Genomic DNA, 23466 nt, shown 5'->3' with positions numbered 1-23466 from the left:
CCGAAGCTGTATGCGGGGCGCCCCGGGCGCCACTGACACGTCGTTTACCCAGCTCCCCATGAAACGGCCCACCTTGAAGGGCCGATTTCGGGATCAGCGGTACGGTGCGGCTGGTGCTCCGTGCGAATCGGTCGAGCAAGGCACCTCGCCTGCGCCTCAGCGCCAGGAACGGTCTCAGCTTTCACTCTTCTCTCCGCAGCCGTCATGAGTTGATCGCAAGAAGTGACGGAAAGCGGCTCGGGAGTTGCCCGCCACCGGGATCGGGACACTCGACTCACTCACTCTCGTCACGGACACCACACGAATCTCCGCTTCACCGATTTCGGCACGGACCATTCGGACACCCTCGAACGCGACCTGCCGGTAACTATGCTTTTCAACAGTGCTGCCACCCTTGTGCCGAGGGTCGGTGGCGCAAAATGTGGAGTGTGCCGACGAAAGGTGTGGCCTGTTCTGTTGCGGACTCATCGTCCTGCATCCTCTGGCTGATACGGACCCTGCCCGTATTTCGTCGCCGGCAGGAGACTCCTTTCACCCGCCGAGGACTGTTTCTCTCCTCGCCCGGGCCTGCGACACATCGGGCGCATGCATCGGCGCGTTCAGCCTGATGCCTGCAAGGGGAAAGGAAAGTACATGGCAGAATCGGTATACAGCGTCGGCATCGAGATGGCGGTGCAAACGGCCCTCGCGCTGGAACAAGGGGGCTACCGCCTCTTCGGTTTCAAGGGGGTCCAGAGCTCCACTCCCAACGGAGCGCCGGTGGTGTGGCTCAACACGGGTACGTTCTCCACGGAAACCGAGATCAGGTGGGAGCGGCAGTTCGAGGCCTACGGCTCGACGAGCGAGATCAAGCCGGGCGTCGAAATCAGCGGACGGAACTCCCAGCCCATCAAGTTGGGGGAGAAGTTCACCATCATCTCTGATCTGGGAATCGGAGAGGTCTCGACCGGTGGGCCGTCCGGGATCATCACGGTCATCAACAACCGGACGAAGCCGTTCGCGGTCGGCGTCTCGCAGGCTCAGACCGGCCAGCGTGCCGCGCCGTTGTGTGCGGTCCAGCTCTACGGCCTCAACTCGGCCACCTTCCTCCCGGTGGAGAAGGTCCTCCTCACCTTCGCCACCCAGCCCTTCCAGGTGGGCACGGTCATCGTCCAGATGTTCGCTCCCGGGCTGTTGATCGACATGGGCACGGAGCAACAGCGGAACGTCACCTTCGACATCAACCATGGGTGGTCCGCAGCGGGGAACCCGCCGTGGGCGTACAAGGTGAACTCGGGTGATCTCATCACCCCGCTGCTCATGACGCACTCCATGGACCTGGCCATGCAGGTCGAGGAGGTGAAGGTGCTTCCCTGAACAGCCGGCGACAGGAATGTGGCCCCTTACCGGTATCCGGCCGGTAAGGGGCCGTTTCCTGCCGGCGGGTGCGCAGGCCCGGGGGCTGCGCGGACGCACACGCGAGCAGGGCCCGTTCCTCGTCCAGGGGTTCGTCGCCGGTGCTGCGCGGCGTGGGGGTGGTCACCGCGTCGAGTCGCCGGTCCCTCGGTGCCCATGCCGTACGGGCCTGTCGTCCGGGTCCTCAAGGCCGCAGGTCACCACGCCTCGGCCGGCCCGTCGGCGGACCATTCGGCCCACGGACGCGGTGGAGACGGGTTTCGGGCCCCTCGGCGGGACGTACACTCGGCCCATGGGTCGCATCAATGACACGAGGGACAGCCTGCCGCAGGCCACCTCCGTGGTGCGCCCGAACGCTGCGGGCCCGGAGGGCGTCGGGCCGTATGCGGCGGTCGACGTCGGGGTGCCCGAAACCGGCCGCCTCGCGTTGCACGGCCACGGCTAGCGACTCGTCACGCGCCCCTGGCGCCCTGCTGTTCCGGGAACACCGCGGGACTTCCTCTGCCGCGCCGGCCTGACGCTCGCGTCCGGCTCTCCTCGGACACGCCTCGGTCACACGTTCCGCCACCACCCGTTCCACGTCATCACCGCGGTCTCGGCGTTCCGCCGGCACTGTTGCCCGGCTACGGCCGCACGACCGGGTCTGGCCGCCTTCGAAGGGTTCATTGTGAAGCTGAGCGAGTTGCTGGCCGGGCAGGACTACCAGGTTCTCCGTGGTGATCCGGAGCGGACGTCGATCACCGCGGGAGTGGCCTTCGACGCCGACCGGGTAATGCCGGGTTCACTGTTCATCGCGGTTCCCGGTCACCTTGGGGGCGGTCCCCGCGCCGTGGCACCGGCCCTCGCCCGTGGCGCTGCGGCAGTGTTCGTGGACGGCAGCGCTCCGGCTGTACCGGAGTCGGTGTGGGCCGGGGCGGCGGAGGTGTGCGCCGTGCGGGTTGCGGACAGCCGCGTGGTGGCGGCGGTCGCCGCCTCCCGGTACTTCGGGGAGCCGGGGCGGCAGATGGACATGGTCGCGATCACCGGCACCAACGGGAAGACCTCGGTGTCGTACATGGTCGAATCGGTGCTGCGGATCTCCGAGGGCGCCAAGGTGGGCGTCATCGGAACCGCCGGAAGCCGGATCGGCGACGAGCTGATCCCGATGCCGCGGTCGGTGCTGACCACGCCCGAGTCACCGGATCTGCAGTACCTGCTGGGGTGCATGCGGGACGCCGGGGCCGGCAGCGTGGTGCTGGAGGCCACGTCCATGGGCCTGCTCACGCACCGGGTGGACCGTACGTTCATCGATGTCGGGGTGTTCACCAACCTGACGCAGGACCACCTCGACGACCACGGAACGATGGAGAACTACCGGGACGCCAAGCTGCGTCTGTTCCAGGGCCTGTGCCGGCGCGCGGTGGTCAACGCCGACGACGCCGTGGGCGCCGGGATCCAGCAGATGATGCCCGGCGCGGTGACCACGTACGCCCTTGACGCGCCGGCGGACTATCACGCGACCGACCTGGCCGCGGACGCCTCCGGAACGCGGTTCATCCTGCACCACGACGGCCGCAAGTACCCGGCCGCGATCCCGGCTCCGGGCCGGTTCTCGGTGGCCAACGCGCTCGCCACCGTGGCGGCCTGCCACATCCTGGGGCACGACCTGGACGCGCTGGTGGCCGCGCTCGAACAGACGCCCGCTGTCCCCGGCCGCTTCGAGCGCTTTCGGACCCCGCGCGGCACCTTGGTGATCGTGGACTACGCCCACTCGCCGGACTCCCTGAACAAGGTCCTGGCCACCATCCGCGGCTTCGCCACCGGCCGGATCGTCACCGTCTTCGGCTGCGGCGGGGACCGGGACACCACCAAGCGGGCGTCGATGGGAAGGATCGCCGGGACCCACTCCGACCTGTGCGTCCTCACATCGGACAACCCGCGCAACGAAGACCCCCGGGCCATACTGGACCAGGTCGCCCCCGGCCTCACGGCGACCGGCACCCCTTTCGAACGGTACACCGACCGCCGCCAGGCGATCGCCTTCGCCCTTGCCGAGGCGGGACCGGACGACATCGTCCTGATCGCCGGAAAGGGCAGCGAGCCGTACCAGATCGTCGGTGAAGAACTGCTCCCCTTCAGCGACATGGCAACCGTGCACGAACTCGCGAGCCCGTGACCGGAAATGCGGTGCCTTCGGAAGGGAGCGCCTGATCGGTCTCCTTGAGTCACGCTGTGCCGAGGTGGGGACGCTGGGACAGCTGGACGGGTCAGGGAGGCTCCGCTGGAGAGGGCCTCGTCATGTCCACATCTGCAGGATCCTCGTCCGCAAACACCCAGCTGTCTGGAAGAAGTCAATCCCGATGCGGGCACGTGGCCGCCGTTTCCTGCCCGTGCCGTGTCATCGCATCCGGCTGGTGCCTCTCACCGGCTGATACGTCCGCAGTTGGTGCCGCTCTTGCCGGCCGACTCATCTGCGATCACTCCGCCCCAGGAGACGCAGTAACCCTTGGCTTCGAGATGGACCGGCCCCGCGTACGAACGGTAATAGCCGCCTTCGTCGGCGTAGTCTCTGGTGTCGTCCCGCTGGACCCAGACGTACATGTAGACAGCAGGACCGGTGGCGCTCCGGATGGTCACGGCACAGTTCTTACCCGTCGCGGCGTTGTAGGTCAGATAGGACGTACCTGCCTTCCCTATGTCGGCCTGGTTCACGACCTTGTAGCCGGCGCCACACGCCTTGTTGTAGGCGGCCGCAGCCTTGGCCGGAGCTGCCGCTGCCCCGGTGGCGGTGGCCATGACGCCCCCGGTCGCCAATGCCACCGCGGCCCCCGCCAGCCGGATGTACCCCCAGCGTCGCATCATGTGCCCTCCCCGAAACCATGCCCGGTGCGCCACCCACGCCCCGCCCATCTTGCTGGGACCCGGGGTGACGCTCTTGCCTGCAAAGACACAGTCGAAGCCCCGGCCAGTTGCACCCCTCACACCGCGAGCCGCCGCCATTGGCAGATTTCAGCCCCAGCACTCACACCGGCCCCGTCCGGCATGCCGGACGGTGTATCAAGCACTGCCTGACACCGAAGCCAGGTCGACCGATCGGCGTACCCCTCCCGTCCACGAACCCCCGGGCGTGCGGCGGCGGAACGCCGAGGCAGCGGCGTTCATCCGCGCCCGTCTCTCTTGCTCTTGACAGGCTCGCTGCCTGAGCGTAGGACTGCAGACAGGGCTTACCTTGTACGGGGCCAACTTTGGGCAACGACCAGCGCCGTCAACCAGCGCGGGCACGGACCACCGCGGCCCAGGCGCCGACGACGCAAGCCACCATCCAGGACACGTACGGCCAGGCCGGAGTGGTCCTGTGATCTGGGAAAAGCGACCGGCCCGAGCCCCCGGCCATGGAGAAACCGCATCGTATCCGCGTGGCTGGCGCCGACTGGGCCCCTGGCACCTCTACAGGCCATCCTGGCCCGCCTCCTCGCCGCTGTTCAGTACTCACCAGGAGTCCACGACCGGCAAAGCCGTCGTCGCCGTTTGACCACGGACCGCGCTGAGACCACGGATCTCCCTGATGAAGCCGTGCTTGCAACTCCGCCTACCGGCGACCCATGGGGACAGCGGTACACCGACCGTCATGCCCAGCCGTGAACCGCTGCCCGAGGAGGGCACCATGTCACTGGCCACCCCCTACCCCACTCAGCTCGAACTCCATGCCCCACCGCGAATCGCCCGCTGGCGACCACTCGCGCAATGGTTCCTCGCCATCCCGCACCTGCTGATCGCCTACGCGCTCGGCGCGTTGCGCGAGGTACTCACCCTCGTCGCCTTCTTCGCCGTGCTGTTCACCCGGCGTGTCCCCCGCCCGCTCTTCGACGCGATCGCCATGACCTTCCGCTACGAGTGGCGCGTAGCGAGTTACGCGCTGTTCCTGCGCGAGGACTACCCGCCCTTCGACTTCCGGGCCACCGCCACCGACGACGGCGTCGACTCGCACACTCTCGTGACGTTCACCTACCCCGGGAACGTGTCGAGGTGGCAGCCATTGGTCAAATGGCTGCTCGCCCTCCCGCACTACGTAGTGCTCTTCGCGCTGGGCATCGCAGCGACGGCCGTCGTGATCGCGGGATTCTTCGCCGTGCTGATCACTGGCGCGTATCCTCAGGCGCTCCGCGGCTTCCTCGTCGGTGTCTACCGCTACAACCTGCGCGTACAGGCCTACGTCGGCCTGCTCACCGACGCATATCCGCCCTTCAGCCTGCAAGCGGGATGAGACCGTTCCGGACTGCCGGCGCGGAACGCGGGACCACTGTCCGAACTGTTGCTACTCGACGGTCGAGCCGGGCAAGGGCCTCTCGGCCAACGTCGGCTCGACCCCTGCACTCCGGCTTGGCGGCAGCACCACCGGCCGGGGCGCACGATGTACCAGGGCGTCTGGCCCGCACGCCCTCGACGGTGCGCCGTGCTGTGCCCGGACGGAACTTCGGGCTCTACGGCCCGAGGCGTGGCTTGGTGGCCGGCGGGCGGCGGGCGGCGGGCGGCGGGCTGGTACGGCCCAGATAGACCGTGGGCAGCCAGCGAGCCCAGAAGACCACCTCGGGGCAATGGGGCAAAGTCCACGACGTCAGTCCCGGCAGCGCGGAGCCCGCATGCTGACGGCAACGCGGGCGCGAGGTGGGTGACCTTCACCCGTACGGGGTAACCGGCGGGTTTCTGGGCGTCTTTAATCGGCCACCTGGCTACCTTCGTCCCGTCACCCCCAGACCTCGGGTGCTGTCGCGCCGCACAGCACACGATCTCGCCACCACCGGGCGCGGGGCGTGTCAACCGAGGATTACGCCATGGCGAAGCCCCCACGCCCTACGGCCGGGCCTCCGGCCTCCTTCGACCCAAGAAACGTTTCTGGTCCGGACGGCCGTACGCACTCCTATCGCGTGCAGGGGTTCACCGTGATCGAGCTGCGCGGTGAAATCGACCTCTACACGGCCGATCACGCCGGTACCCCGCTGGAGACGGCTTGCGCCCGCCCCGGCCTCCGGATTCTGGTGGACCTCCGCCCGGTGGACTTCTTCGACGCCTCCGCCCTGTCCCTGCTGTGCCGGGCCCGCCGCCGCGCGCTGGCACACGGCGGCTATCTGGGACTCATCTGTGCTCACCCGTGGCACCTGCGCATCCTGCACATAGCCGGGCTGAGCGAGGCTCTATGTCCACAGCCCACAGTGGAGCAGGGCATCGCGGCGGCCCTCCTCCACTTACAGACGGAAACCGCGTGTGACAGGGACGGGGCGAGCGTAACGGTGACCGGGCAGGCCGGCACCGGCTCCTGACGCGCCGGACCGTACGTCGAGCCCAGCCACGCCCGTACGGCCCGGTGCGTGTCCGTACCTCAAGGGGCGGGTTCGGCGCGTGCCCGCCTCGTACACGCTTCCGCGCCCCTACAGCGGCGTCCGCGACTACGTCGGCAGGGTGCTGCGTCGCAAGCCCCAGCCGGTCGACCCCCGACCGCCATCGGCCCGTGCCGTCACCCGCTGGATCCTCACCCACCCCGGCACTCTGGCCGATGGTGACCGACTTCAGCTCAAGGCCGCACTGGTCAACTGCCCCGGCCTGGACGGACTCACCAGGCACGTGCGCTCCTGCGCCCGCACGGGATTCGCACATCTCCGCAAGCGAGTCCTGTTGGCGTGACCGAGCGGCACGCGGCCACAGGAACCGGGTGGTCAGGGCCACTTCGGTAGCCATCAGCGAGTCGACGCCGAGCTGGTCGTGAACGCACCTCGGCCAAGTGCCGCGGTGAGTGGTGCAATACCTTTGCCAGCACCTCGGACAGCCTTGACCAGCACCTCGGACAGCGTCTCCACGGCCAGTGCGTGTGCCTGTCCGGCCTCGGCGTCCAGCAAGCGTTGCCGCAGTTTGTCCGCCGAGCACATCGCCGCCGCGAAGCGGGAGGGCACCGCCGGCAGGATCCGCCGTACCCGTCCCCAGTCGGAGCGGCCGGCGAAAACCACGTCGGTGCCCTGGCGCAGGTACTCGTTGAGCGCGTCGAGCGCCTCCTCCGCGGTGATCGGTGCCATCCGCAGGCGCTGGACGGTCAGCGGGTCGGTCGCATGGGCGGAGACTTGGAAGGGGCCATCGCGGGGCTCTCCATGTAGGTGAAGGTCGGGGCGGAAGCGGTGGCCGTCATTGTCAGTGTGCTCGCGGCCGGCTCGCCCCGCCCGAGCCGCATCAACGTGAGGCGCTTCCGTCCCCGCGGCGTTGGCGAAGTGGCGGGGGCTCTTGCGGCTTGCGGCGACGGCCCGTTCCCACGCCTCTCGCGCCGGACCGGCGCGAGAGGCGTGGGAACGGGTGTGTGAGCAAGGCGATGCACGCCGCTCAGGCCGCTCGTCCACCGCACGGAGTAAACTGGGTACCACCGAGAGTATTTCGTACACCGGCCCAGATGCCGACGTCGTTCTCGGAGAACGATGACCTTTGGCGGACGACGCAGGCGAACTGCCCGTCGTGGTGCCTCTCAGGTGGACCGAGCCATGACGGTGCTCGCCGAACCGACGACCCTCTCTTCCGGCCGGCGAACGGCGAGGCTTTCCCTGACGCCGGCGGACCGCTGCGATGGCCCGCTGGACGGTGCCTGGTGGCCCTGTTCCCGCGACCTGGGACGTGAACTGCCCGCTCTCGCCGCGTCATTTACGGCGAGCGGTCTGATGGAAACGGTTGGGCCGTCAGCGGTTCCGGCCGCCCGCCGGGCGGGTACGTGGAACACGCTGTCCGGCCCCGCCGACGATGCGGCCGGGCGGGAGAGCGAGGCCGGAGCCGCCCGCACGGCTCCGGCCCCCGCGCGGCCCGGAAGGACTACTCATGACATACCGACGCCCGCTGTCCGGCCGCCCCGAGCGCACCACCCCTCGGCCTGGGGCCGCCGCGGCGGCCGGGGAGCCGTTGCCCGGGCCGGGCCTCGCCGAGGTCCGCATCGTGGCGGCGTCGCCCGAGGCGGCCCGGCTGGTTGCCCAGACGCTGCGCGACCGCTATGGCGCCGCGGAGCAGCGCAGTTACCCCGCCGACGCGTCCGACGGCGGTACCAGGCTCCACCTCACGCTCGACACCACCCGTACCCCTGGTGCCGGGGAGCCGCCCCGGCCGTGGCCGGTCGCCGGCCGGCCCCACCATGACGAACTCGCGAACGCCGTTCCGCGGCGGTCCGTACCCACCACCCCGGACGGACCGTCCGGAGACAGGCCGACCCGATGACCATCATCAGTGTGCCCCCGAGCGCCCCGCAACGGTCTCTTCCTGCCCGGTTCGCCCTGCTCCCTCAGGGCACCGGCTTGCACCGCATCGACGGCGCGTGGTGGCCGCGCACCCGCCACCTGGCCGCCGAACTGCCGCCCCTGCTGGAAGGGTTGGCCTCCCGCTGGGGCCGTATCACGCGGGTCACCGTCGACGCCTCGATGTGGAACGCCGGCCCCCACCGTCTGGTGCTCGGCCGCCGGGTGATCCACATCAGCCGGTCCGCCGGGATGGGGCACCGGCACACCGTATGCCTGCTCTCCCTCGGCACCGGCCGGTGTGACCTGCTGGTCATACCGCCCGACACCCCGGCGGAGCGGGCCGGCCGCCTCATGGCGGATGCCTCCTGCACGGGCGGCGGAGGCGGGCGGGGCTTCGGCACACACACCGCGGCCGGCTGACGGCCCCGCGGCGGCACGGAACGCCGCCTACCCCCAAATTCCGGCACCCCAAACGCGCAGGCCCAAGCCCCCGGCCGCACCGGACCCCTCCGATCCGACCAGGCCGAGGAGCCACGCATGACCACGACCACCGCACCCCAGGCACCGCCCGAACGCCCCGGGAGGCCACCCGCCTATGACGGGACCTCCCCCTTCCCGTCCTCCGGGCATCCCGCTCCGCGTACCGGCGCCCAGCGTCTCCAGATGGTCCTGACAGGGCTCATCGTGACGTTTCCCCTGCTGGCCGTGGTCCTGGCCGGATGGCTGCTGTGGGGACGCCTGCTCGGCCCGGCCGACCTCCTCATCGCCGTCGTCTTCTACGTCGTCACCGGCCTGGGCGTGACCGCCGGATTCCACCGGGGCCTGACCCACCGCAGCTTCACCGCCACCCGGGCACTGCGCCTGGCTCTGGCGGTGGCCGGCTCGATGAGCTTCCAGGGGGACGTCATCGGCTGGGTCGCCACCCACCGGCGCCACCACGCCTTCACCGACCGCCCCGGCGACCCCCACTCACCGTTCCGCTACGGCACCAGCCTGCGCGGGCAGCTGCGCGGTCTGGCCCACGCCCACGTCGGCTGGCTCTTCCACCGCGAAACCAGCCTCACGGTCCCCGCCGAACGCTACGCCCCCGACCTGCTCGCCGACCGCGGGCTGCGCGCCGTCTCCCGTGCCTTCCCCGCCCTGTGCGTCCTCAGCCTCGCCCTGCCCTTCGCTGCCGGCTGGGGCGTCGGCGGCACCCTGCACGGCGCGCTGACGGCGCTGCTGTGGGCCGGTCTGGTGCGCGTCGCCCTGCTCCAGCACGTGACGTGGAGTGTGAACTCGCTGTGCCACATGGTCGGCCGCCGCCCCTTCCGCACCCGGCGCCACGACCGCGCCACCAACCTGTGGCCGCTGGCCCTGCTCTCCTTCGGCGAGAGCTGGCACAACCTGCACCACGCCGAGCCCACCTGCGCCCGCCACGGCGTCGACCGCGGCCAGCTCGACCCGACCGCCGCCGCCATCCGTCTCTTCGAACGCCTCGGCTGGGCCACCGACGTCCGCTGGCCCAGCCCCGCCCGCCTCGACCACTGCCGCCGATGACCCGGGCCATCTCCGTCCAGGCCGCGTAAGCAGTGGTGCCGGAGCGGGGCCCGGCGTGCCCGTGGAGGGTCGGCCGCGGGCTCCGGCGCCCTTTCCTTTCGGGTGCCCTGCCGGTGTCTGCCCCGCCGGGCAACTGTCGCAGGCGCCGGAGAGGGATGAACGGTGTCAACGGCCGGACGCGGAACAGCACACGGACGCAGACCGGCACGGGCCGCGAGGCACCGGTCGTGCGCCGCCTCGCCGTGGGGAGCGGCGGACGGCACGGTAACAACACCCGCCCGCCCGCTCTCCCGGCCGCAGCCGAGGTGATCGTGTGGGCCGCGTCGTGCTGGGTACGGTGGTCCGAACCGGTCGGGTACCGGAGTACGGTGGCAGTACCGGGCGTATCTCGTATGCCGTCATCCCTTTCGGTGTCGCTCTCGGCGAACGGCAAGCCCGGGGGCCCGTCGGCTCCCGAGGACGTGGGAGCGATGTATTCGCAATCCTCCATCTACAGCCGCTGCAACAGCCGTTCGGCGCCGACCGAAGAGATGCTCTTCGGTCTGACCTGCGTCATCTGCGGCATCGACTACCGGAGCGCACCGACCGCGGAGGCCTTGGTGGTCTCCCGCAGCGCTGAGGGGTCCACACTGGCCTGCCGGGGCGTGTGCGCCCGCCTGGCCAGCGGGTCCGCCAGCGGCCTGGACGAGAGCCCGCCGCCCCTGGCCGAGCGCGTACGCCGGTACGAGGCGCACGCCCGGAAGCACGCCGGTCAGACGCAGGACGACCAGCGGGGGAGTGCCGCATGAGCCTGATGACTCCTCGTCGCTGGACGGAGCCGCGGACCGCAGCGGCGCCGACGACGATCGCCCCCTGGAAGAGGCTCTGGGCGCGGCGGAGGAGGACTTCGGGCTCGTCGAGGGCCGGGAAACGGTCGAGCCGGCCCTGGCACGCCTGACCGAACGTGAGCGTCGCATCTCGTACCTGCGGTTTCTCAGAAATATGACGCAAAGCGCCATCATCGCCGAACTCGGCGTCCCCCCTGTGCACATCTCACGCCTGCTCAGCAATGCCGTGGTGCCGGGGTAGGAAACGAAACCACCGGCAGCCGGTTGTTCGGGACAGCACCGCACCCACCGGTCAGCGCTTGAATGCCTTCCTGGCCTTGGCGGCGGCTTGCTTCAGGCTCCCCATCGAGCGGTCCGTCCTGCCTTCGCGCTGTGTCTGCCTGTTCTGGGTGGTTCGGCCGAGAGCCTCCTTGATCCTGCCTTTGGCTGTCTGTGCTGTGTTCCTGATGGCTCGTCCCATGGTCATGGTGGTCCTCGTCTCATGGCGAGATCATGCGTGCTGTTGTGGACGGGGGCTGCCGGTGTGGCTGGTGCCCGACGTGCCGACGGGGGTGCCGTCGGCTTCCAGGAGGGTGGCGCTGAGCGCGAGAAGGGCCACGTCGTCCGCCGGGCCGACGGGAAAGGTCGCCAGCAGGGCGGTGAGGTCGTCGATGACGGCGGCCGCGCGGGGCGCCGTACTGGTGGCTGCGTGGTGGGTGAGGTGTGCGGCCAGGCTTTCCTCGTCGAACCGGGCGCCGTGCGAGGTGCGTGAGGCGGTGAGGCCGTCGCTGTGCAGCACAAGTGCCTCGCCCGGTGCCAGGTGCAACGTGCGGGAGACGATCGGGGCATCGGCGAGGGCACCGAGGAGCATGCCGCCGGACAACTGCACCGGTTCGGCGCGGGGGCGTAGCCCCTGGCGGGCCGGCCGCAGGTGGTACGCGGGAGGGTGGCCGCCTCCGGTCAGGGTGATGGTGAAGCCGCCCGCGGGGTGGGGAGCCAAGGTGCCGAGGATCAGGGTGCACAGGCGGACGTCGGCGGCCGGGTCTGCCAGCAGGGCCGTGTTGAGCGTCTCCAGAACGGTGCGGGGGTCGGGCTCCAGGAGTGCCGTGGAGCGGAGGGTGTGGCGGATCATGGAGGTGAGCGCGGCTGCCGTCGTGCCTCTGCCGCTCACGTCACCGAGGCAGAAGGCCCACCGGTCGGCGCCGAGGGGGAAGATGTCGTAGAAGTCGCCGCCGATGTCGTGGGGGAGGCCGTCGTGTAGTGGCAGGCTGCCTGGAGGCCCGGCACGTGGGGGAGGGCCGGGGGCAGCAGGGAACTCTGCAGGGCCGCGGCGAATGCGGCGGTCCGGGATCGGTCCTGCTCGGCCCGGTCGTGTGCCGCGCGTGCGACCTCCAGCAGTTCGCGTTCCCTGCGCAGCATGCGCAGTGCGGACAGCCGCAGTTCGAGTTGGTCCATGACCAGTGTGGCCAGGTCGGTCAGCGCGGCGGCCTGCTCGGGGGTGATCCGGCGGGGCCGGGTGTCCAGGACGTCGACGGCGCCGAGCCGGTGACCGTCGGGAGTGGTGATCGGTGCGGCGGCATAGAAGCGGATGCCGGCCGGGCCGGCCACCATCGGGTGTGCGCGGGTCAGGGCATCGTGCCGGGTGTCGGGGATGACCAGGGGAGTGTCGGAGAGGATCGCCGAGGTGCTCAGGCAGGCCTCCCGGCCGGTCTGGGCAGCGCCTTCCAGCCCGTAGGCGGCCTTGAACCAGACCCGGTCGGAGTCGACGATCGTCACCGTCGCCATCGGGACGTCGAAGAGCCGTCCGGCCAGCGCGGCGATCCGGTCGAACGCCCCGTCCGGAGGGGTGCCCAGGATGTCGTAACGGCGCACCGCCGCGATACGTCGCGCCTCGCGTGACCGGCAGTCCGCGGAGACGGCTCCGGGCTCCCCGTCCTGTTCGTCGACCGGCATGCGCCCACCTCGCTTCGGTTCACTCGGGACGCTGCGTACGGGCCTTGTGCGCGAGGCCGTGGCGTTCCCCCAGGGGCAGCACCAGTGCCCGCAGCGCCGCGGGGCCGGACGGCCTGCGGACCTGCCCGATGTCCTGCCACCCCCACGCCCGGAAGGCGCTGTGGGCGGCGTGGTCGGCCTGATCCACCAAAGTCGCGCCGAGCGAGGCGTGGTTGTCCGCAAGCAGCCGTGTTTGCAGCCGCCGGGCGAGGCCGGAAGCGTGTTCGTGCGGGTGGACCACGATCTCCGTGACGGCGAGGGTGTGCCCGGAGGAGGTCAGCTGCTCGACGGACCGGGGGAGACCGCCCTCGAAGCCGATCCACCAAGCCCCGTCGCGTGCGACGGGGAAGCCGAAGGCACAGCCTGCCAGGGTGGGCGTCTCGGCGACCAGGAGGGAAAGCCCGGGCGCCGCACGGAGTCCGCGAGGCGGCGAAGGAAATCCTCCCTACGGCGGTAGGTCTCGCCGGACGCGGCCTCCGCAGACTCCACGTACAGGTCCGCCAGGTCATCCCGGAGCGCCTCGGCCTGCCAGCGGTGCAGGCGGCGCAGGCGCACCGCTTCCAGGGCGGACCGTTCCTGCCCTGGCCCGGGGCCCGTCACGGTGCACCAGGGGGCCATGATGGCGCCGGTGTGCTCTCGCGGTGACTTGCAGGAATGCCGCTCAGCAGCAGGGCGGTGTCACTGGGCGTGAGGATGCGTCGCAGTGCGAGCGGCGGGTGATGCAGTCGCAGGGTTCCGCCTCTCCGGGTGGCCTGCGCGGCGGCGTGCAGGAAGGCGTTGAGGCCGCTCACGTCACAGAAGGTGACGGCGGTCAGGTCGACGTCGATGGTGCGTATCCCGCCGTACAGGCACTCCCGCAGGGACGCGCTGACCAAAGGCGCCGTCGCCAGGTCGATCTCACCGGCCAGAGTGATCAGCGCACGGCTTCGCTTGTCGTGCCGGTAAACGTTCAGATCGGGCAGGGGCATGGCGCCTCCGGTTCCGGGCGACCGGGCCGGGACGGGGGCGGTGCGGGCCGGGGCCCCGGCAGGGATGTGCGCTCAGCAGCAACGCGCCGTCGGGGTCTGGAACGTCGACGTCCTGATGTGAGGGTAGCCCCGGGCCCAGCGGACCGGGAGCTGTGGGGGGCATCAATACCCGTACGGCCGAGAGGCGTTGGGGTATGGCGGTAATGGGGCGGTCAAGGCCGGGTAAGCGGTCGGGGACGCGACAGCGTACTAGCCGGGGGCCGGCCGGGCCGCGCCCGAACGGCACGGCAGGCCCGGTCACAGGCCCGCCGTGTCGCGCTGTTGCCCCTGTCAGGCCCTCCGGTCCTTGAAGGATCCGGTGGTCCTGCGCCGCGGGCGCAGGCGTCCGCGGCCTCCGTCCCTGTGGTCCCGGCGGTCGTGCAGGGCGGGTGGAGCGGCGGTGACCGGCTGCGACCGGGTGGGCTCGTGGGCGCCGCGGCGGTCCGGAAGGCGGCGGCTGTACCGGTACAGCGCGATCCGGTCGTCGTGCTGGGCGTTCAGCAGATGGATCACGAATACTCCCAGAGCGGTCATCGCGAGTAGGACGGTGACGGTGAGACCGGTGCCCATGGCCGCGTCACCTCCCGTCGGCCGTGCAATCGCGCGCGGCCATGGCGCCGCCCTCCGCTTCCCATGTCTCGGTGCGGACCGGCGGGTCCGCCTCGGCAGGGGCCGCGAGGTGCCGGGCCGACTCGGCCGCCATGAGATCGCTGCCCGTCCGGGCGGTGTGCGGATCCGAAGCGGCGTCCATGAGCCGTGCGGCGGCGGCCGCGCCGGTCTCCGGAGGAACGATCAGCAGGTCCCAGCGCCCTACGCGGTAGGAGAGCAACAGGAGTTGATGGGGGTCCTGCTCTTCGGTGAACCAGCCCACCTTGATCACACGGCCGTTGGCCGGGATCGCGCGTGGCACGGCCGGCCAGTGCGTCGGGTTCACCGTGATGCGCGTGATACGGCCCCACAGCGGTTCCAGCCGTTCGGTCAGGGCGGGAAGCTCACGTGCGAGGTCGCGGGAGCGGGGCCACCAGGCGCCGTCGAGCAGCCCGGTCTGCGGGCCCGCGGGCTTGAGGGAGAGGCGGACCGGCGGGTGGCCGGAGGGACTGACGTCCGGCGCGGCCGGCGGGGGTCGTTCGGTGATCACCGTCATGGTGTCGACCCGTCCCCGGACCTGGCGTGCCCGGCCCGGTGTTTAGATCCGAGAGAGATACCGGCAAGGAAGCCGGTCAGAAAATGCTCTCGGTGTCACCAGCGTACTCCGCCGTCAGCGCCGACCACGACTGCCGACGGCCGGAGCCCTGGACAGAGAGCTGACCAGGGGAGTGGTGGTTCAGGAGTAGGCTGGTTGCACCGAGGGCTCCTCGTACGCGGGCTCCGTTGCCTGTGTCGTTCTCGGCGAATCACCACACCGGGGCCGCCCCGGGCGAGGTCATGTGATGACCACGAACACACTCGGTCCGCCGGTGATCGGCAGACGGGCCTTCCGGTCGTGGACGCCTCGGCAACTGCTGCCGTACTCGGGTGCGGACGGTGCGCCATGACCGTTGATCCCCTGCTGCCCGTGATGCTGCCGGACGGCGCCCGTGCCCATCAGGCGGGCCCAGGGGTAGCCGTACTGAGGATGGAGACGACCCCTCGCCGCGACGGGACCTTCGACGGCACGTGGTGGCCGAGATCCCGGGATCTCGAAACCGAGTTGCCCGGCTTGATGCGCGTGCTGACCGAGCGGCTGGGTCCCCTCGCACGTCTCGGACTGGATGCGAGCGCCTGGGACGCGCACCCGCACCACTTGGTCGTCGACGGTCACCTGATACGTATCGACTGGTCCGAGGTCGGCGACGGCACGATGCTCGTCACCCGCGGGCGGCAGGACATCTTCTCCTTCCTGATGCTCCCACCACAGGCCGACGCGTCCGCCGCACGCGCAGCCATGGCCATGGCTGTCCAGGACGGCAACAGCGCATCGGCCGCGGAGATCTTCTCCGCCGCCGGAATCATTCCCGCTTGAGGGGCAGAGCCGGCCTTGGCCTGCCCCGCGGTCTTTGTGTGTTCGCCGCGCTGGACGGTCAGGCCCTGCCCGGTTTTCGACGACCTCAGCCCGTGCCGCGTCTGAGCCGCCGCCCCGCTACGAAGCCTTTGCCCAGGGCCTGCTCCGTCGCCGTAGAGGTGCGGGCCGGCGTCAAAGTGGACAGGCCGGGACCGGGCTGGGCGCGAGAGTGCCCGGTCCCCTACTGCGGGAGACCGAGCACATTCTCCGGGTGCTGCCGCTCGTCTGGGGGAGGCCGGTTCGACAGCCCGTCTTCCGGGGCCTCACTCAGGGCCAGCAGCGCGGGGAGACCGGCGTGGGGTACGAACCGGTCGAGCAGGACACCGATGCGCCAGTCGTGGTCGTCACGAACGGCCTGCACGATGGCTTCGATGCTCTGTAGCCGGGCGTATGAGACGCCCAAGAGAACACCTCCGACCCCGGGGGACCGGCAGCCGGTCCCTGGCTTCACCCTCCTCTCTTCCGCGGAGTTTTGTTCTGCGGAGAGGCTGCTGACGCGTTTGCCGCATTCCTTGTCCACTCGCGTCGCCGAGGCGGCGCCTTCTTTCTGCTCCGGTGCCGGTATCGGACCGTTTCCGGTATGGGGCTGATCGCTGTGGATGCGGAAGGAACGGTGAAGCCGGTGGCGACCACGTCACCCGGGCACGCGGCACGCGGCCGCCGATCCCTACGGACACGGATCCACCGCCGTCCGGGACGACGCCGGCCGGCGCGAAGCCATCGTCGGCCGGGCCGCGCCGCGGCTCCGGAGGACGTCGACGCGGTGATCGACAACGTGGGCGGCGAGCAGCTCCGGGCATCGATCGCCGTGGTCAACCGGGGTGCCCGTATGGGCCTCGTCGGCGCGCTGGGCACCCAGCTCACGGAGTCCGGCACCCCGACGACGGCCATCGGACATTCTCCCCACTGGCCTGGGCATCATGCTGCGCGGCACCGTCCTCCACGCGGACCACCTCGACCTGACCCCCGAGTGGCACCAGGACGTGGAGCGGTTGCGGGCCGACCGGATGGACAGGGGCGTCTCCAGTTCCAAGGACCCGTTTGCCTCGCCCTACGGGCCACCGGGCCGGCTCTGCCCGGTGGCGCCCACCCGCTGTCTGGAGTGCCGCAACGCGTTCGTCCTGCCCTCGAACCCGCCGCAGCTTCTGCTGTTCGCCGCCCACCTGGAGCGGCTTGTGCCGCGGCTGTCCCCGCAGCACTTCCACGCGCTGTGGGGACGGCAAGCTCAACCACTGCACCATGGACGACGAACCCGCTGGCGCGAGATGCTCTTCACCGGCAAGCCGGCCCGCACCGGCGGCAAACTCACGAAGAACAACCTCTGGCGCGAGGCCGGCGTCAGCCGGGCCACCATGAACCGCGCGGCTGGCGTGCTCGCCGACTGGGACGCTCGGGCCGGCCAGAGCCCGGCGAGCCGGCGCGACCAGAAGCAGACCGAACGGATCGCTCTTCTTCGCCGCCAGCTCAGGAACAGCCGACAGGAGCGACGGCGTCCAGAAGCAGGTCGACGCAGCCGCCACCGTCATCGCCGTCCTGCTCGCAGGGAACACCGCCTTGCGCGAGCAGGCCGCCAAACGTTCGGCCGTCCTCGTTCCGCTCGCCAGGTCGCAAGCCATCCGCGAGTGAGCCGAGTGGGACTGGTGCAGTCAGGCTCGGCCGGGCCGGAGCCCGGCCAGCAAGCTCCGGACCCTGCGCTCGATCTCATCGCGGATCGGCCGGACGGCCTCGACCCCCTGCCCGGCTGGGTCGGCGAGCCTCCAGTCCAGGTACTGCTTGCCGGGGAAGACGGCGCAGGCATCCCCGCAGCCCATGGTGATCACGACGTCGGACGCCTGCACGGCCTCGGTGGTCAGCACCTTGGGAATCTCGGCGGCGATGTCGATTCCGGCCTCGGCCATCGCCGCCACGACGGCCGGGTTGACCGCGTCGGCCGGGGCCGATCCGGCCGAGCGGACTTCGATGCGGCCCTGGCCGAGGCGGGTGAGGAAGGCGGCGGCCATCTGCGAGCGGCCGGCGTTGTGGACGCACACGAACAGCACCGACGGCTTGGCAGCGGTGTCAGACACGGGCGGAACCTGCTTCCTCGGCGGCAGCCGCAGGGGCCGGCAGGGGCTTGGACCGGGGAAAGTACCGGCGGGCGGCGAGGGCGACATGGACCAGGCCGATCAGCACGGGCACCTCGATGAGCGGGCCGACCACCCCGGCCAGGGCCTGGCCGCTGGTGGCGCCGAAGGTGGCGATGGCGACCGCGATGGCCAGCTCGAAGTTGTTGCCCGCGGCGGTGAACGCCAGCGTCGTCGCCCGCGGATAGTCCAGTCCGGCCGCGCGGCCCAGGGCCATGGAACCGGCCCACATGAGGGCGAAGTACACCAGCAGCGGCAGCGCGATCCGGGCGACGTCCAGGGGCTGGGAGGTGATCGCGTTCCCCTGGAGGGCGAACAGGACGACGATGGTGAACAGCAGCCCGTACAGGGCGAACGGCCCGATCCTGGGGATCAGCTTGGTCTCGTACCAGGTGCGGCCCTTGGTCTTCTCGCCGATCCGGCGGGTCGCGAACCCGGCGACGAGCGGGATGCCGAGGAAGATCAGTACGCTGCGGGCGATCTCCCACACCGAGATGTCCAGCGTCGTCCGGTCCAGGCCGAGCCAGCCGGGCAGCACCTGGAGGTAGAACCAGCCCAGCGCGGAGAACGCGATCACCTGGAAGACGGAGTTCAGGGCGACCAGGACGGCGGCGGCCTCGCGGTCGCCGCGGGCCAGGTCGTTCCAGATGATGACCATGGCGATGCAGCGGGCCAGCCCGACGATGATCAGCCCGGTCCGGTATTCCGGCAGGTCCGGCAGGAAGAGCCAGGCGAGGGCGAACATGACGGCCGGTCCGACGATCCAGTTGACGACCAGGGAGGGGATCAGCAGGCGGCGGTCACGGGTGACGGTGTCCAGACGGTCATAGCGGACCTTGGCCAGGACCGGATACATCATCACCAGCAGGCCCAGGGCGATCGGCAGGGAGACGCCGGTGACGCTGACCTCGGCCAGCGCGTCCCCGAGTCCGGGGACGAGGCGGCCCAGTCCCAGGCCGAGACCCATGGCCAGCAGGATCCACGCGGCCAGGAAGCGGTCCAGGAAGGACAGGCGGGCGGCCACCGGTCCGGCGGCGGGCGTGGCCTCGGCGGTCATGAGGCGGCCCCGGAAACGATCGCGGGCTGGGGCAGCGGCTGTCCGGCCGGGCGGGCCAGGAGGCCGGCGAGCCGGTCGGTCATCTCGGGCAGCAGCCAGTAGTACACCCAGGTTCCGCGGCGTTCGCAGTCGATGAGGCCGGCCTGGCGCAGCAGCTTGAGGTGGTGGGAGATCGTCGGCTGAGACAGCTCGAAGGCCGGGGTCAGGTCGCACACGCACACCTCACCGCCGGCCCGGGAGGCGATCATCGACAGCAGCCGCAGCCGCACCGGATCACCCAGGGCTTTGAAGACCTTCGCCAGTTCGGTGGCCTGGTCCTCGTCCAGCGGGACGGTCAGCAGCCCTGGGCAGCAGGCTCCGGCTGGGCCGAGCCCTTCGACCTCTTGTTTCGACATCCTTCTATGTTGACGAACGTCGATGCAGGGCGCAAGCTGCCTTGCATCGAAACCTTTCGATGCAACGACATCAGGGAGGACGTCATGTCCCGTGTCCAGCTCGCCCTCAACGTCGCCGACCTGGAGGCATCGGTGGAGTTCTACTCCAGGCTCTTCGGCGTCGAGCCGGCCAAGCGCCGCCCCGGATACGCCAACTTCGCCCTCACCGAGCCGCCGCTGAAGCTCGTCCTCATCGAGGGCGAAGCGGGCCAGGAGACTCGGCTGGACCACCTCGGCGTCGAGGTCACCTCCACCGAGCAGGTCGTCGCGGCCACCGGCCGCCTCAAGGAGGCGGGCCTGGCGACCTTCGAGGACAACGACACCTCCTGCTGCTATGCCCTGCAGGACAAGGTCTGGGTGACCGGTCCGGGCAAGGAGCCCTGGGAGGTCTACGTCGTCAAGGCCGACGCCGACCAGATGGGCAAGAGCCCCGCCCTGGACGGCGACGCCTGCCGCACCAGCGAAAGCACGGCCGCCGAGCCCGCCCGGTCAGCCACCGGTTGCTCCTGCGGCAGCTGACCCGCCGGCACCAGGCAGCCGCGCGCCGTCGAGACCCCACAGTGACGCGCGGGCGGCTGCCCGGCCGCCACCGGCGAGCACCAGGAAGTCCCTGGCCCGCAACGCCGGAGACGCACCGCGGACAGAGATGCACACGGACACCGATGTGCCACCTGAGACACAGCAAAGTCTGGAGAAGACTGGGTGGCCCGGCTCGTTCGGCACGTCGGCCTCAGAGGCGTGTCCTCGAAGTGGGGCCAATACTCGTGCACAGGTCACACCACAGTGATTGCGATGTGAAGCCGGAGTTCGCTCCTCAACAGGGCCACATCTCATCGCTGAAGCCATGCAAAGGAGTACCGTGACAGTAGTCAGCCCTCGTCCGGGTGGTATTCCACCCAGACCCCGTAGTGTGCTTCCGGCCCCGGTTGCTGGCACTGTTCCGACCGGAGGCTGCCATGCCCAGTTCGTCCTTCCCCCTTCCGGATCCGCCCTCGTCGAACGGGCCGCCTGGGCTGCCGCGTGAGGCGCGGATCACCGCCGCGCTGATCGACCTGGCCGACACCCTGGTCGACGACTTCGACCCGGCCGAATTCCTCTACCGCGTCGCCGAACACTGCATGGACCTGCTCGACATCGGCGACGCCGGCGTCATGCTCGCCGTGCCCGGCGGTCCGCTGCGCCTGGTCGCCGCCTCCTCCGAACGCGTACGCCTGGTCGAACTCTTCGAACTCGACGCCAGCGAAGGCCCCTGCTGCACCGCCTTCGACCAGGCCGTCCCCGTCGACCACACCCTCAACGCCACACCCTCACCGCGCTGGCCGCGCTTCAGCACCCGCGCCCACAGTGCTGGTTACACCTCCGTGCACGCCACCCCGATCCGGCTGCGCGGCGACACCATCGGCGTGCTCAACCTCTTCCGCCGCGTCCCCGGTTCACTGCCGGCAGCCGACCGGCACCTGGCCCGCGCCCTGGCGGACGCCACCGCCATCTCCCTGCTCCAGCAGAGCACCCTCGACCAGCACCGCACCGTCCGCGCCCAGCTCGAAAAAGCCCTGGACACCCGCACCATCATCGAACAGGCCAAAGGCTTTCTGACCGCCCGCCACGAAACCGACCTGGACACGGCCTTCCACCGCCTGCGCGCCCACGCCCGCCACCACCACCTGCGCCTGGTCGACCTCGCCCGCGACATCGTCGACGGCACCACCACCCTGCCCCCACCCCCGGGCACCGGCAAGACTCCCACCCCCCCTGACACCTGAGCGCGGGCACGGGCCCGAGCTGCACAAGACCGGGCGGTTCGGTGGGCACGTCGGATCTCCACGGACCGCTCGCCCGTGCTCACCGATACGCGCGCCCACGCCTCCAAGCCTGCTGGGTTCACAGAGCACAGACGCCGATGTGTCTCGTGAGACATGGCGAATTCTGGAGAACGACGGCTACCGCCGCCTGCCACGCACCCGGGCGCATGCCTGTCGCCTTTCGGAAGAACACCGAGAAGTTGGATGCGTCGGGGAAGCCGAGCGTGGCGGCGCAGCGAGCCGCGGTGAGGCGGTCGTGCGCGAGGAGTCGTTTAGCTTCCAGGACGATCCGGTCGACGATATACGCCTTCGCGGTGCGGCCGGTGGCCTGCTGCACCGCTCGTGAGAGGGTGCGGGGCGCGTATCCCAGAGCACGGGCGTAGTAGCCGGCGTCGTGGTGTTCCCGGAAGTGCGCTTCGACGCTGGAGCGGAACCTCAGGAACAGCGGGTGGCGGGAGCGTGCTCCGGAGTGGGGTGGCCGCAGCCGGGCGATGAGCGCGGAGAGCAGGATCTGGGGCAGTTCCGTCGAGAAGTTCTCGGATGGTGCGGACGCTTCGAGGAGGAGATGGTCGCGGGCCACGCCGATGAAGGGCCAGTCGGCGTCGGGGATGCTCCAGTGCGCGACGAGGTCCGGGGAGGCGACGAGTTCCCGGGTGGCGTGGGTGACGGGCGCGGTCGGCACGAACAGCACGAGGTGTCCCGCCACACCGGCGATGTCGTCCCACTGGTGTACCGCGCCGGGTGGGATCCATACCGCGGACCGCTCCTTGAGCGGGTGGTGGAGGAAATCCACCGTGACCGAGCCGTGTCCGGTGTCGACGACGGCGAGGACATGGAAGTCGGCGCGCTGCGTGCCGCCGTCGTTCAGCTCGCGCAGGCGGTCGAACGACATCGTCTCGACCGCGGCGGCGCGGCGCCCTGCGGGCTGGTAGGTCATCTGCCGGATCACACGCACGTGTCCAGTTTCCACCATCGGGCGACCAGTCACGCCGATGCCTTGCCCGGGTGCGGAAGTTTCAATGAACACACGGGGAAATCGCCTATGACACTGACCGGAAGAGCCAGCATGAACACGCCGCCGTCGCAGCCGCTTCTGCCCGCTTACGACCACCGGCCCGGGACCGGGCCGACCCTGGTGTTCCTGCACTACTGGGGTGGTTCCGCCCGCACTTGGGACCTCGTCGTCGACCGCCTCGCGGGCCGTGACGTGCTCACAGTTGACTTCCGCGGATGGAGCCGGTCGAGCGCTCTGCCCGGCCCCTACACGCTCGGCCAGCTCGCCGACGACACGCTCGCCGTGCTCGCCGACGCGGGGGCCACCGACTATGTCCTGGTGGGGCATTCGATGGGAGGCAAGGTCGCACAACTGGTCGCGGCCACCCGGCCCGCCGGCCTGCGCGGCATCGTCCTCGTCGGCTCCGGCCCGGCGAAGCCCGCCGCACAGATCACCCCCGAGTACCAGGAAGCCCTCTCCCACGCCTACGACTCCACCGAATCCGTAGCCGGGGCACGGGATCACATCCTCACCGCGACCGAACTGCCCGCTCCGGTCAAGGCACAGATCGTGACCGATTCGCGCACCGTGACCGAAGCCGCCCGCACCGAGTGGCCGCTGCGCGGCATCGCGCAGGACATCACCGAGCACACACGCATGGTCAGCGTTCCCGCCCTCGTGGTCGCCGGAGAGAACGATCAGGTCGAGCCCGTCGACGTGCTCCGTTACCACCTGGTGCCCTATCTCTCCCAAGCCGACTTCATGGTGATCCCGCACACCGGCCACCTGATCCCGTTGGAAGCCCCGGCCGACCTCGTCGGGGCCATCACGGCCTTCGCGCCAGCAGCCTGACCATCCGCGCGGTCCGACGACGGGTTTGCTCTTGATCACCCGCCTGCCCCCTGCATGACAGGCCGCTCCCTCATCCCGTCGCCAGACGCGGACTACGTGGACATGTTTACAAAGAGCATCGGGCGCGGATGCAGCGTGCTGGAGGTTGCGGCTGGGGGTGGCGCGGTCGGCGTCGACCCACAGCTTGGA

At 70.3% G+C, this 23466-nt stretch carries 29 protein-coding genes and 1 pseudogene; 16 read left to right on the top strand and 14 right to left on the bottom strand.

All coding sequences use genetic code 11. The features are described 5' to 3' along the window. Positions 1–633: 633 nt before the first annotated feature. The 3 genes from ACEXOX_RS03145 (at position 634) to ACEXOX_RS03135 (ending at position 3550) form a co-directional block, all read left to right on the top strand. The gene (locus ACEXOX_RS03145; RefSeq protein WP_406518945.1) at positions 634–1356 is read left to right on the top strand and encodes a hypothetical protein; all 723 of its coding nucleotides are present in this window, start codon (positions 634–636) and stop codon (positions 1354–1356) included. 331 nt (positions 1357–1687) lie between these two features. Further along, entirely contained in the window at positions 1688–1840 is a 153-nt protein-coding gene (locus ACEXOX_RS03140; protein ID WP_406518944.1) for a hypothetical protein, read from the top strand. Between the two features lie 222 nt (positions 1841–2062). After that, positions 2063–3550, top strand: a complete 1488-nt coding sequence (locus tag ACEXOX_RS03135) for a UDP-N-acetylmuramoyl-L-alanyl-D-glutamate--2,6-diaminopimelate ligase (protein ID WP_406518943.1) — start codon at positions 2063–2065, stop codon at positions 3548–3550. Between the two features lie 245 nt (positions 3551–3795). Here the strand turns inward: ACEXOX_RS03135 and ACEXOX_RS03130 are convergent, their stop codons facing one another. Beyond that, the gene (locus ACEXOX_RS03130; protein WP_406526207.1) at positions 3796–4215 is read right to left on the bottom strand and encodes a spore-associated protein A; all 420 of its coding nucleotides are present in this window, start codon (positions 4213–4215) and stop codon (positions 3796–3798) included. Positions 4216–5002: 787 nt separating this feature from the next. Between ACEXOX_RS03130 and ACEXOX_RS03125 the strand changes: the two genes are divergently transcribed. The 3 genes from ACEXOX_RS03125 to ACEXOX_RS03115 all read left to right on the top strand — a co-directional run bounded on the left by ACEXOX_RS03125 (position 5003) and on the right by ACEXOX_RS03115 (position 7053). Next, positions 5003–5638 carry a DUF4389 domain-containing protein gene (locus tag ACEXOX_RS03125; RefSeq protein WP_406518942.1) on the top strand — a complete coding sequence of 212 codons (636 nt, stop codon included), beginning with the start codon at positions 5003–5005 and terminating at the stop codon, positions 5636–5638. 568 nt (positions 5639–6206) lie between these two features. Continuing rightward, positions 6207–6692: an STAS domain-containing protein gene (locus tag ACEXOX_RS03120; protein ID WP_406518940.1), complete on the top strand. Its 486-nt coding sequence runs from the start codon at positions 6207–6209 to the stop codon at positions 6690–6692. Between the two features lie 79 nt (positions 6693–6771). Then, positions 6772–7053 (top strand): hypothetical protein, encoded by a 282-nt coding sequence (locus ACEXOX_RS03115; RefSeq protein WP_406518939.1) that lies wholly within the window; start codon positions 6772–6774, stop codon positions 7051–7053. A gap of 53 nt (positions 7054–7106) precedes the next feature. Here ACEXOX_RS03115 and ACEXOX_RS03110 read toward each other — a convergent pair whose 3' ends face one another. Then, complete coding sequence (locus ACEXOX_RS03110) at positions 7107–7439, bottom strand: hypothetical protein (RefSeq protein WP_406518937.1); 333 nt, start codon at positions 7437–7439, stop codon at positions 7107–7109. Positions 7440–7829: 390 nt separating this feature from the next. Here ACEXOX_RS03110 and ACEXOX_RS03105 point away from each other — a divergent pair. The 6 genes and pseudogenes from ACEXOX_RS03105 to ACEXOX_RS03080 all read left to right on the top strand — a co-directional run. Beyond that, positions 7830–8045 (top strand): annotated as a pseudogene (locus tag ACEXOX_RS03105) (DUF5994 family protein); the annotation flags it as partial. 175 nt (positions 8046–8220) lie between these two features. Further along, a complete protein-coding gene (locus tag ACEXOX_RS03100; protein ID WP_406518936.1) occupies positions 8221–8610 on the top strand; it encodes a hypothetical protein in 390 nt (129 codons plus the stop codon). After that, positions 8607–9050, top strand: coding sequence for a DUF5994 family protein (locus tag ACEXOX_RS03095; protein ID WP_406518934.1), 444 nt, complete (start codon positions 8607–8609; stop codon positions 9048–9050). Before ACEXOX_RS03100 ends, ACEXOX_RS03095 begins: the two co-directional genes overlap by 4 nt. 117 nt (positions 9051–9167) lie before the next feature. After that, positions 9168–10169 carry an acyl-CoA desaturase gene (locus ACEXOX_RS03090; RefSeq protein WP_406518932.1) on the top strand — a complete coding sequence of 334 codons (1002 nt, stop codon included), beginning with the start codon at positions 9168–9170 and terminating at the stop codon, positions 10167–10169. Positions 10170–10639: 470 nt separating this feature from the next. Then, positions 10640–10957: a hypothetical protein gene (locus ACEXOX_RS03085; protein ID WP_406518930.1), complete on the top strand. Its 318-nt coding sequence runs from the start codon at positions 10640–10642 to the stop codon at positions 10955–10957. After that, positions 10947–11237 carry a sigma factor-like helix-turn-helix DNA-binding protein gene (locus ACEXOX_RS03080; RefSeq protein WP_406518928.1) on the top strand — a complete coding sequence of 97 codons (291 nt, stop codon included), beginning with the start codon at positions 10947–10949 and terminating at the stop codon, positions 11235–11237. The genes ACEXOX_RS03085 and ACEXOX_RS03080 overlap by 11 nt, the downstream gene beginning before the upstream one ends. Before the next feature lie 51 nt (positions 11238–11288). On the opposite strand, the gene ACEXOX_RS03075 is transcribed toward ACEXOX_RS03080, so the two are convergent. The 7 genes from ACEXOX_RS03075 to ACEXOX_RS03045 all read right to left on the bottom strand — a co-directional run bounded on the left by ACEXOX_RS03075 (position 11289) and on the right by ACEXOX_RS03045 (position 15118). Next, on the bottom strand, positions 11289–11456 hold the full coding sequence (locus ACEXOX_RS03075) for a CsbD family protein (RefSeq protein ID WP_406518927.1): 168 nt from the start codon (positions 11454–11456) through the stop codon (positions 11289–11291). A gap of 30 nt (positions 11457–11486) precedes the next feature. Beyond that, on the bottom strand, positions 11487–12146 hold the full coding sequence (locus ACEXOX_RS03070) for a PP2C family protein-serine/threonine phosphatase (RefSeq protein ID WP_406518926.1): 660 nt from the start codon (positions 12144–12146) through the stop codon (positions 11487–11489). After that, positions 12143–12928, bottom strand: coding sequence for a GAF domain-containing protein (locus ACEXOX_RS03065; protein ID WP_406518925.1), 786 nt, complete (start codon positions 12926–12928; stop codon positions 12143–12145). The genes ACEXOX_RS03070 and ACEXOX_RS03065 overlap by 4 nt, the downstream gene beginning before the upstream one ends. Positions 12929–12947: 19 nt before the next feature. Further along, entirely contained in the window at positions 12948–13208 is a 261-nt protein-coding gene (locus ACEXOX_RS03060) for a hypothetical protein (RefSeq protein ID WP_406518924.1), read from the bottom strand. 355 nt (positions 13209–13563) lie between these two features. After that, complete coding sequence (locus ACEXOX_RS03055; RefSeq protein ID WP_406518923.1) at positions 13564–13935, bottom strand: STAS domain-containing protein; 372 nt, start codon at positions 13933–13935, stop codon at positions 13564–13566. A gap of 330 nt (positions 13936–14265) precedes the next feature. Continuing rightward, positions 14266–14544 carry a hypothetical protein gene (locus ACEXOX_RS03050; protein WP_406518922.1) on the bottom strand — a complete coding sequence of 93 codons (279 nt, stop codon included), beginning with the start codon at positions 14542–14544 and terminating at the stop codon, positions 14266–14268. A 7-nt stretch (positions 14545–14551) separates the two neighbouring features. After that, entirely contained in the window at positions 14552–15118 is a 567-nt protein-coding gene (locus ACEXOX_RS03045) for a DUF5994 family protein (protein ID WP_406518920.1), read from the bottom strand. 387 nt (positions 15119–15505) lie between these two features. On the opposite strand from ACEXOX_RS03045, the gene ACEXOX_RS03040 reads away from it, so the two are divergent. Further along, positions 15506–15976, top strand: coding sequence for a DUF5994 family protein (locus ACEXOX_RS03040; protein WP_406518919.1), 471 nt, complete (start codon positions 15506–15508; stop codon positions 15974–15976). A 220-nt stretch (positions 15977–16196) separates the two neighbouring features. Here the strand turns inward: ACEXOX_RS03040 and ACEXOX_RS03035 are convergent, their stop codons facing one another. The 4 genes from ACEXOX_RS03035 to ACEXOX_RS03020 form a co-directional block, all read right to left on the bottom strand. After that, entirely contained in the window at positions 16197–16418 is a 222-nt protein-coding gene (locus ACEXOX_RS03035; protein ID WP_406518918.1) for a hypothetical protein, read from the bottom strand. A gap of 1243 nt (positions 16419–17661) precedes the next feature. After that, positions 17662–18081 (bottom strand): arsenate reductase ArsC, encoded by a 420-nt coding sequence (locus ACEXOX_RS03030; protein WP_406518917.1) that lies wholly within the window; start codon positions 18079–18081, stop codon positions 17662–17664. Next, positions 18074–19195, bottom strand: a complete 1122-nt coding sequence (gene arsB, locus ACEXOX_RS03025; RefSeq protein WP_406518916.1) for an ACR3 family arsenite efflux transporter — start codon at positions 19193–19195, stop codon at positions 18074–18076. The genes ACEXOX_RS03030 and arsB overlap by 8 nt, the downstream gene beginning before the upstream one ends. Continuing rightward, positions 19192–19590, bottom strand: coding sequence for an ArsR/SmtB family transcription factor (locus ACEXOX_RS03020; RefSeq protein ID WP_406518914.1), 399 nt, complete (start codon positions 19588–19590; stop codon positions 19192–19194). Before ACEXOX_RS03020 ends, arsB begins: the two co-directional genes overlap by 4 nt. A gap of 84 nt (positions 19591–19674) precedes the next feature. On the opposite strand from ACEXOX_RS03020, the gene ACEXOX_RS03015 reads away from it, so the two are divergent. Beyond that, positions 19675–20148 carry an ArsI/CadI family heavy metal resistance metalloenzyme gene (locus ACEXOX_RS03015; protein WP_406518913.1) on the top strand — a complete coding sequence of 158 codons (474 nt, stop codon included), beginning with the start codon at positions 19675–19677 and terminating at the stop codon, positions 20146–20148. 437 nt (positions 20149–20585) lie between these two features. Next, positions 20586–21392 carry a GAF and ANTAR domain-containing protein gene (locus tag ACEXOX_RS03010; protein WP_406518911.1) on the top strand — a complete coding sequence of 269 codons (807 nt, stop codon included), beginning with the start codon at positions 20586–20588 and terminating at the stop codon, positions 21390–21392. Between the two features lie 118 nt (positions 21393–21510). Here ACEXOX_RS03010 and ACEXOX_RS03005 read toward each other — a convergent pair whose 3' ends face one another. After that, positions 21511–22404, bottom strand: coding sequence for a helix-turn-helix domain-containing protein (locus ACEXOX_RS03005; protein WP_406518909.1), 894 nt, complete (start codon positions 22402–22404; stop codon positions 21511–21513). Between the two features lie 93 nt (positions 22405–22497). Here ACEXOX_RS03005 and ACEXOX_RS03000 point away from each other — a divergent pair, with 93 nt between their 5' ends. After that, positions 22498–23277 carry an alpha/beta fold hydrolase gene (locus ACEXOX_RS03000; RefSeq protein WP_406518908.1) on the top strand — a complete coding sequence of 260 codons (780 nt, stop codon included), beginning with the start codon at positions 22498–22500 and terminating at the stop codon, positions 23275–23277. The last annotated feature ends 189 nt before the right edge of the window (positions 23278–23466 follow it).

This window comes from Streptomyces sp. Ac-502 (assembly GCF_045222935.1).
GTDB classification, from domain to species: Bacteria; Actinomycetota; Actinomycetes; order Streptomycetales; family Streptomycetaceae; genus Streptomyces; species Streptomyces monomycini.
Note: the sequence above shows the minus strand (reverse complement) of the source record. Positions and strands in the feature narration are given on the sequence as shown.

What these genes read in the sequence shown, in the direction of transcription:
- ACEXOX_RS03145 (WP_406518945.1), top strand. Translation starts at nt 634, where the DNA reads ATGGCAGAATCGGTATACAGCGTCGGCATCGAGATGGCGGTGCAAACG.
- ACEXOX_RS03140 (WP_406518944.1), top strand. Translation starts at nt 1,688, where the DNA reads ATGGGTCGCATCAATGACACGAGGGACAGCCTGCCGCAGGCCACCTCC.
- ACEXOX_RS03125 (WP_406518942.1), top strand. Translation starts at nt 5,003, where the DNA reads ATGCCCAGCCGTGAACCGCTGCCCGAGGAGGGCACCATGTCACTGGCC.
- ACEXOX_RS03120 (WP_406518940.1), top strand. Translation starts at nt 6,207, where the DNA reads ATGGCGAAGCCCCCACGCCCTACGGCCGGGCCTCCGGCCTCCTTCGAC.
- ACEXOX_RS03110 (WP_406518937.1), bottom strand. Translation starts at nt 7,439, where the DNA reads ATGGCACCGATCACCGCGGAGGAGGCGCTCGACGCGCTCAACGAGTAC.
- ACEXOX_RS03100 (WP_406518936.1), top strand. Translation starts at nt 8,221, where the DNA reads ATGACATACCGACGCCCGCTGTCCGGCCGCCCCGAGCGCACCACCCCT.
- ACEXOX_RS03095 (WP_406518934.1), top strand. Translation starts at nt 8,607, where the DNA reads ATGACCATCATCAGTGTGCCCCCGAGCGCCCCGCAACGGTCTCTTCCT.
- ACEXOX_RS03090 (WP_406518932.1), top strand. Translation starts at nt 9,168, where the DNA reads ATGACCACGACCACCGCACCCCAGGCACCGCCCGAACGCCCCGGGAGG.
- ACEXOX_RS03085 (WP_406518930.1), top strand. Translation starts at nt 10,640, where the DNA reads ATGTATTCGCAATCCTCCATCTACAGCCGCTGCAACAGCCGTTCGGCG.
- ACEXOX_RS03075 (WP_406518927.1), bottom strand. Translation starts at nt 11,456, where the DNA reads ATGGGACGAGCCATCAGGAACACAGCACAGACAGCCAAAGGCAGGATC.
- ACEXOX_RS03065 (WP_406518925.1), bottom strand. Translation starts at nt 12,928, where the DNA reads ATGCCGGTCGACGAACAGGACGGGGAGCCCGGAGCCGTCTCCGCGGAC.
- ACEXOX_RS03055 (WP_406518923.1), bottom strand. Translation starts at nt 13,935, where the DNA reads ATGCCCCTGCCCGATCTGAACGTTTACCGGCACGACAAGCGAAGCCGT.
- ACEXOX_RS03050 (WP_406518922.1), bottom strand. Translation starts at nt 14,544, where the DNA reads ATGGGCACCGGTCTCACCGTCACCGTCCTACTCGCGATGACCGCTCTG.
- ACEXOX_RS03045 (WP_406518920.1), bottom strand. Translation starts at nt 15,118, where the DNA reads ATGACGGTGATCACCGAACGACCCCCGCCGGCCGCGCCGGACGTCAGT.
- ACEXOX_RS03040 (WP_406518919.1), top strand. Translation starts at nt 15,506, where the DNA reads ATGACCGTTGATCCCCTGCTGCCCGTGATGCTGCCGGACGGCGCCCGT.
- arsB (WP_406518916.1), bottom strand. Translation starts at nt 19,195, where the DNA reads ATGACCGCCGAGGCCACGCCCGCCGCCGGACCGGTGGCCGCCCGCCTG.
- ACEXOX_RS03020 (WP_406518914.1), bottom strand. Translation starts at nt 19,590, where the DNA reads ATGTCGAAACAAGAGGTCGAAGGGCTCGGCCCAGCCGGAGCCTGCTGC.
- ACEXOX_RS03015 (WP_406518913.1), top strand. Translation starts at nt 19,675, where the DNA reads ATGTCCCGTGTCCAGCTCGCCCTCAACGTCGCCGACCTGGAGGCATCG.
- ACEXOX_RS03010 (WP_406518911.1), top strand. Translation starts at nt 20,586, where the DNA reads ATGCCCAGTTCGTCCTTCCCCCTTCCGGATCCGCCCTCGTCGAACGGG.
- ACEXOX_RS03005 (WP_406518909.1), bottom strand. Translation starts at nt 22,404, where the DNA reads ATGGTGGAAACTGGACACGTGCGTGTGATCCGGCAGATGACCTACCAG.
- ACEXOX_RS03000 (WP_406518908.1), top strand. Translation starts at nt 22,498, where the DNA reads ATGAACACGCCGCCGTCGCAGCCGCTTCTGCCCGCTTACGACCACCGG.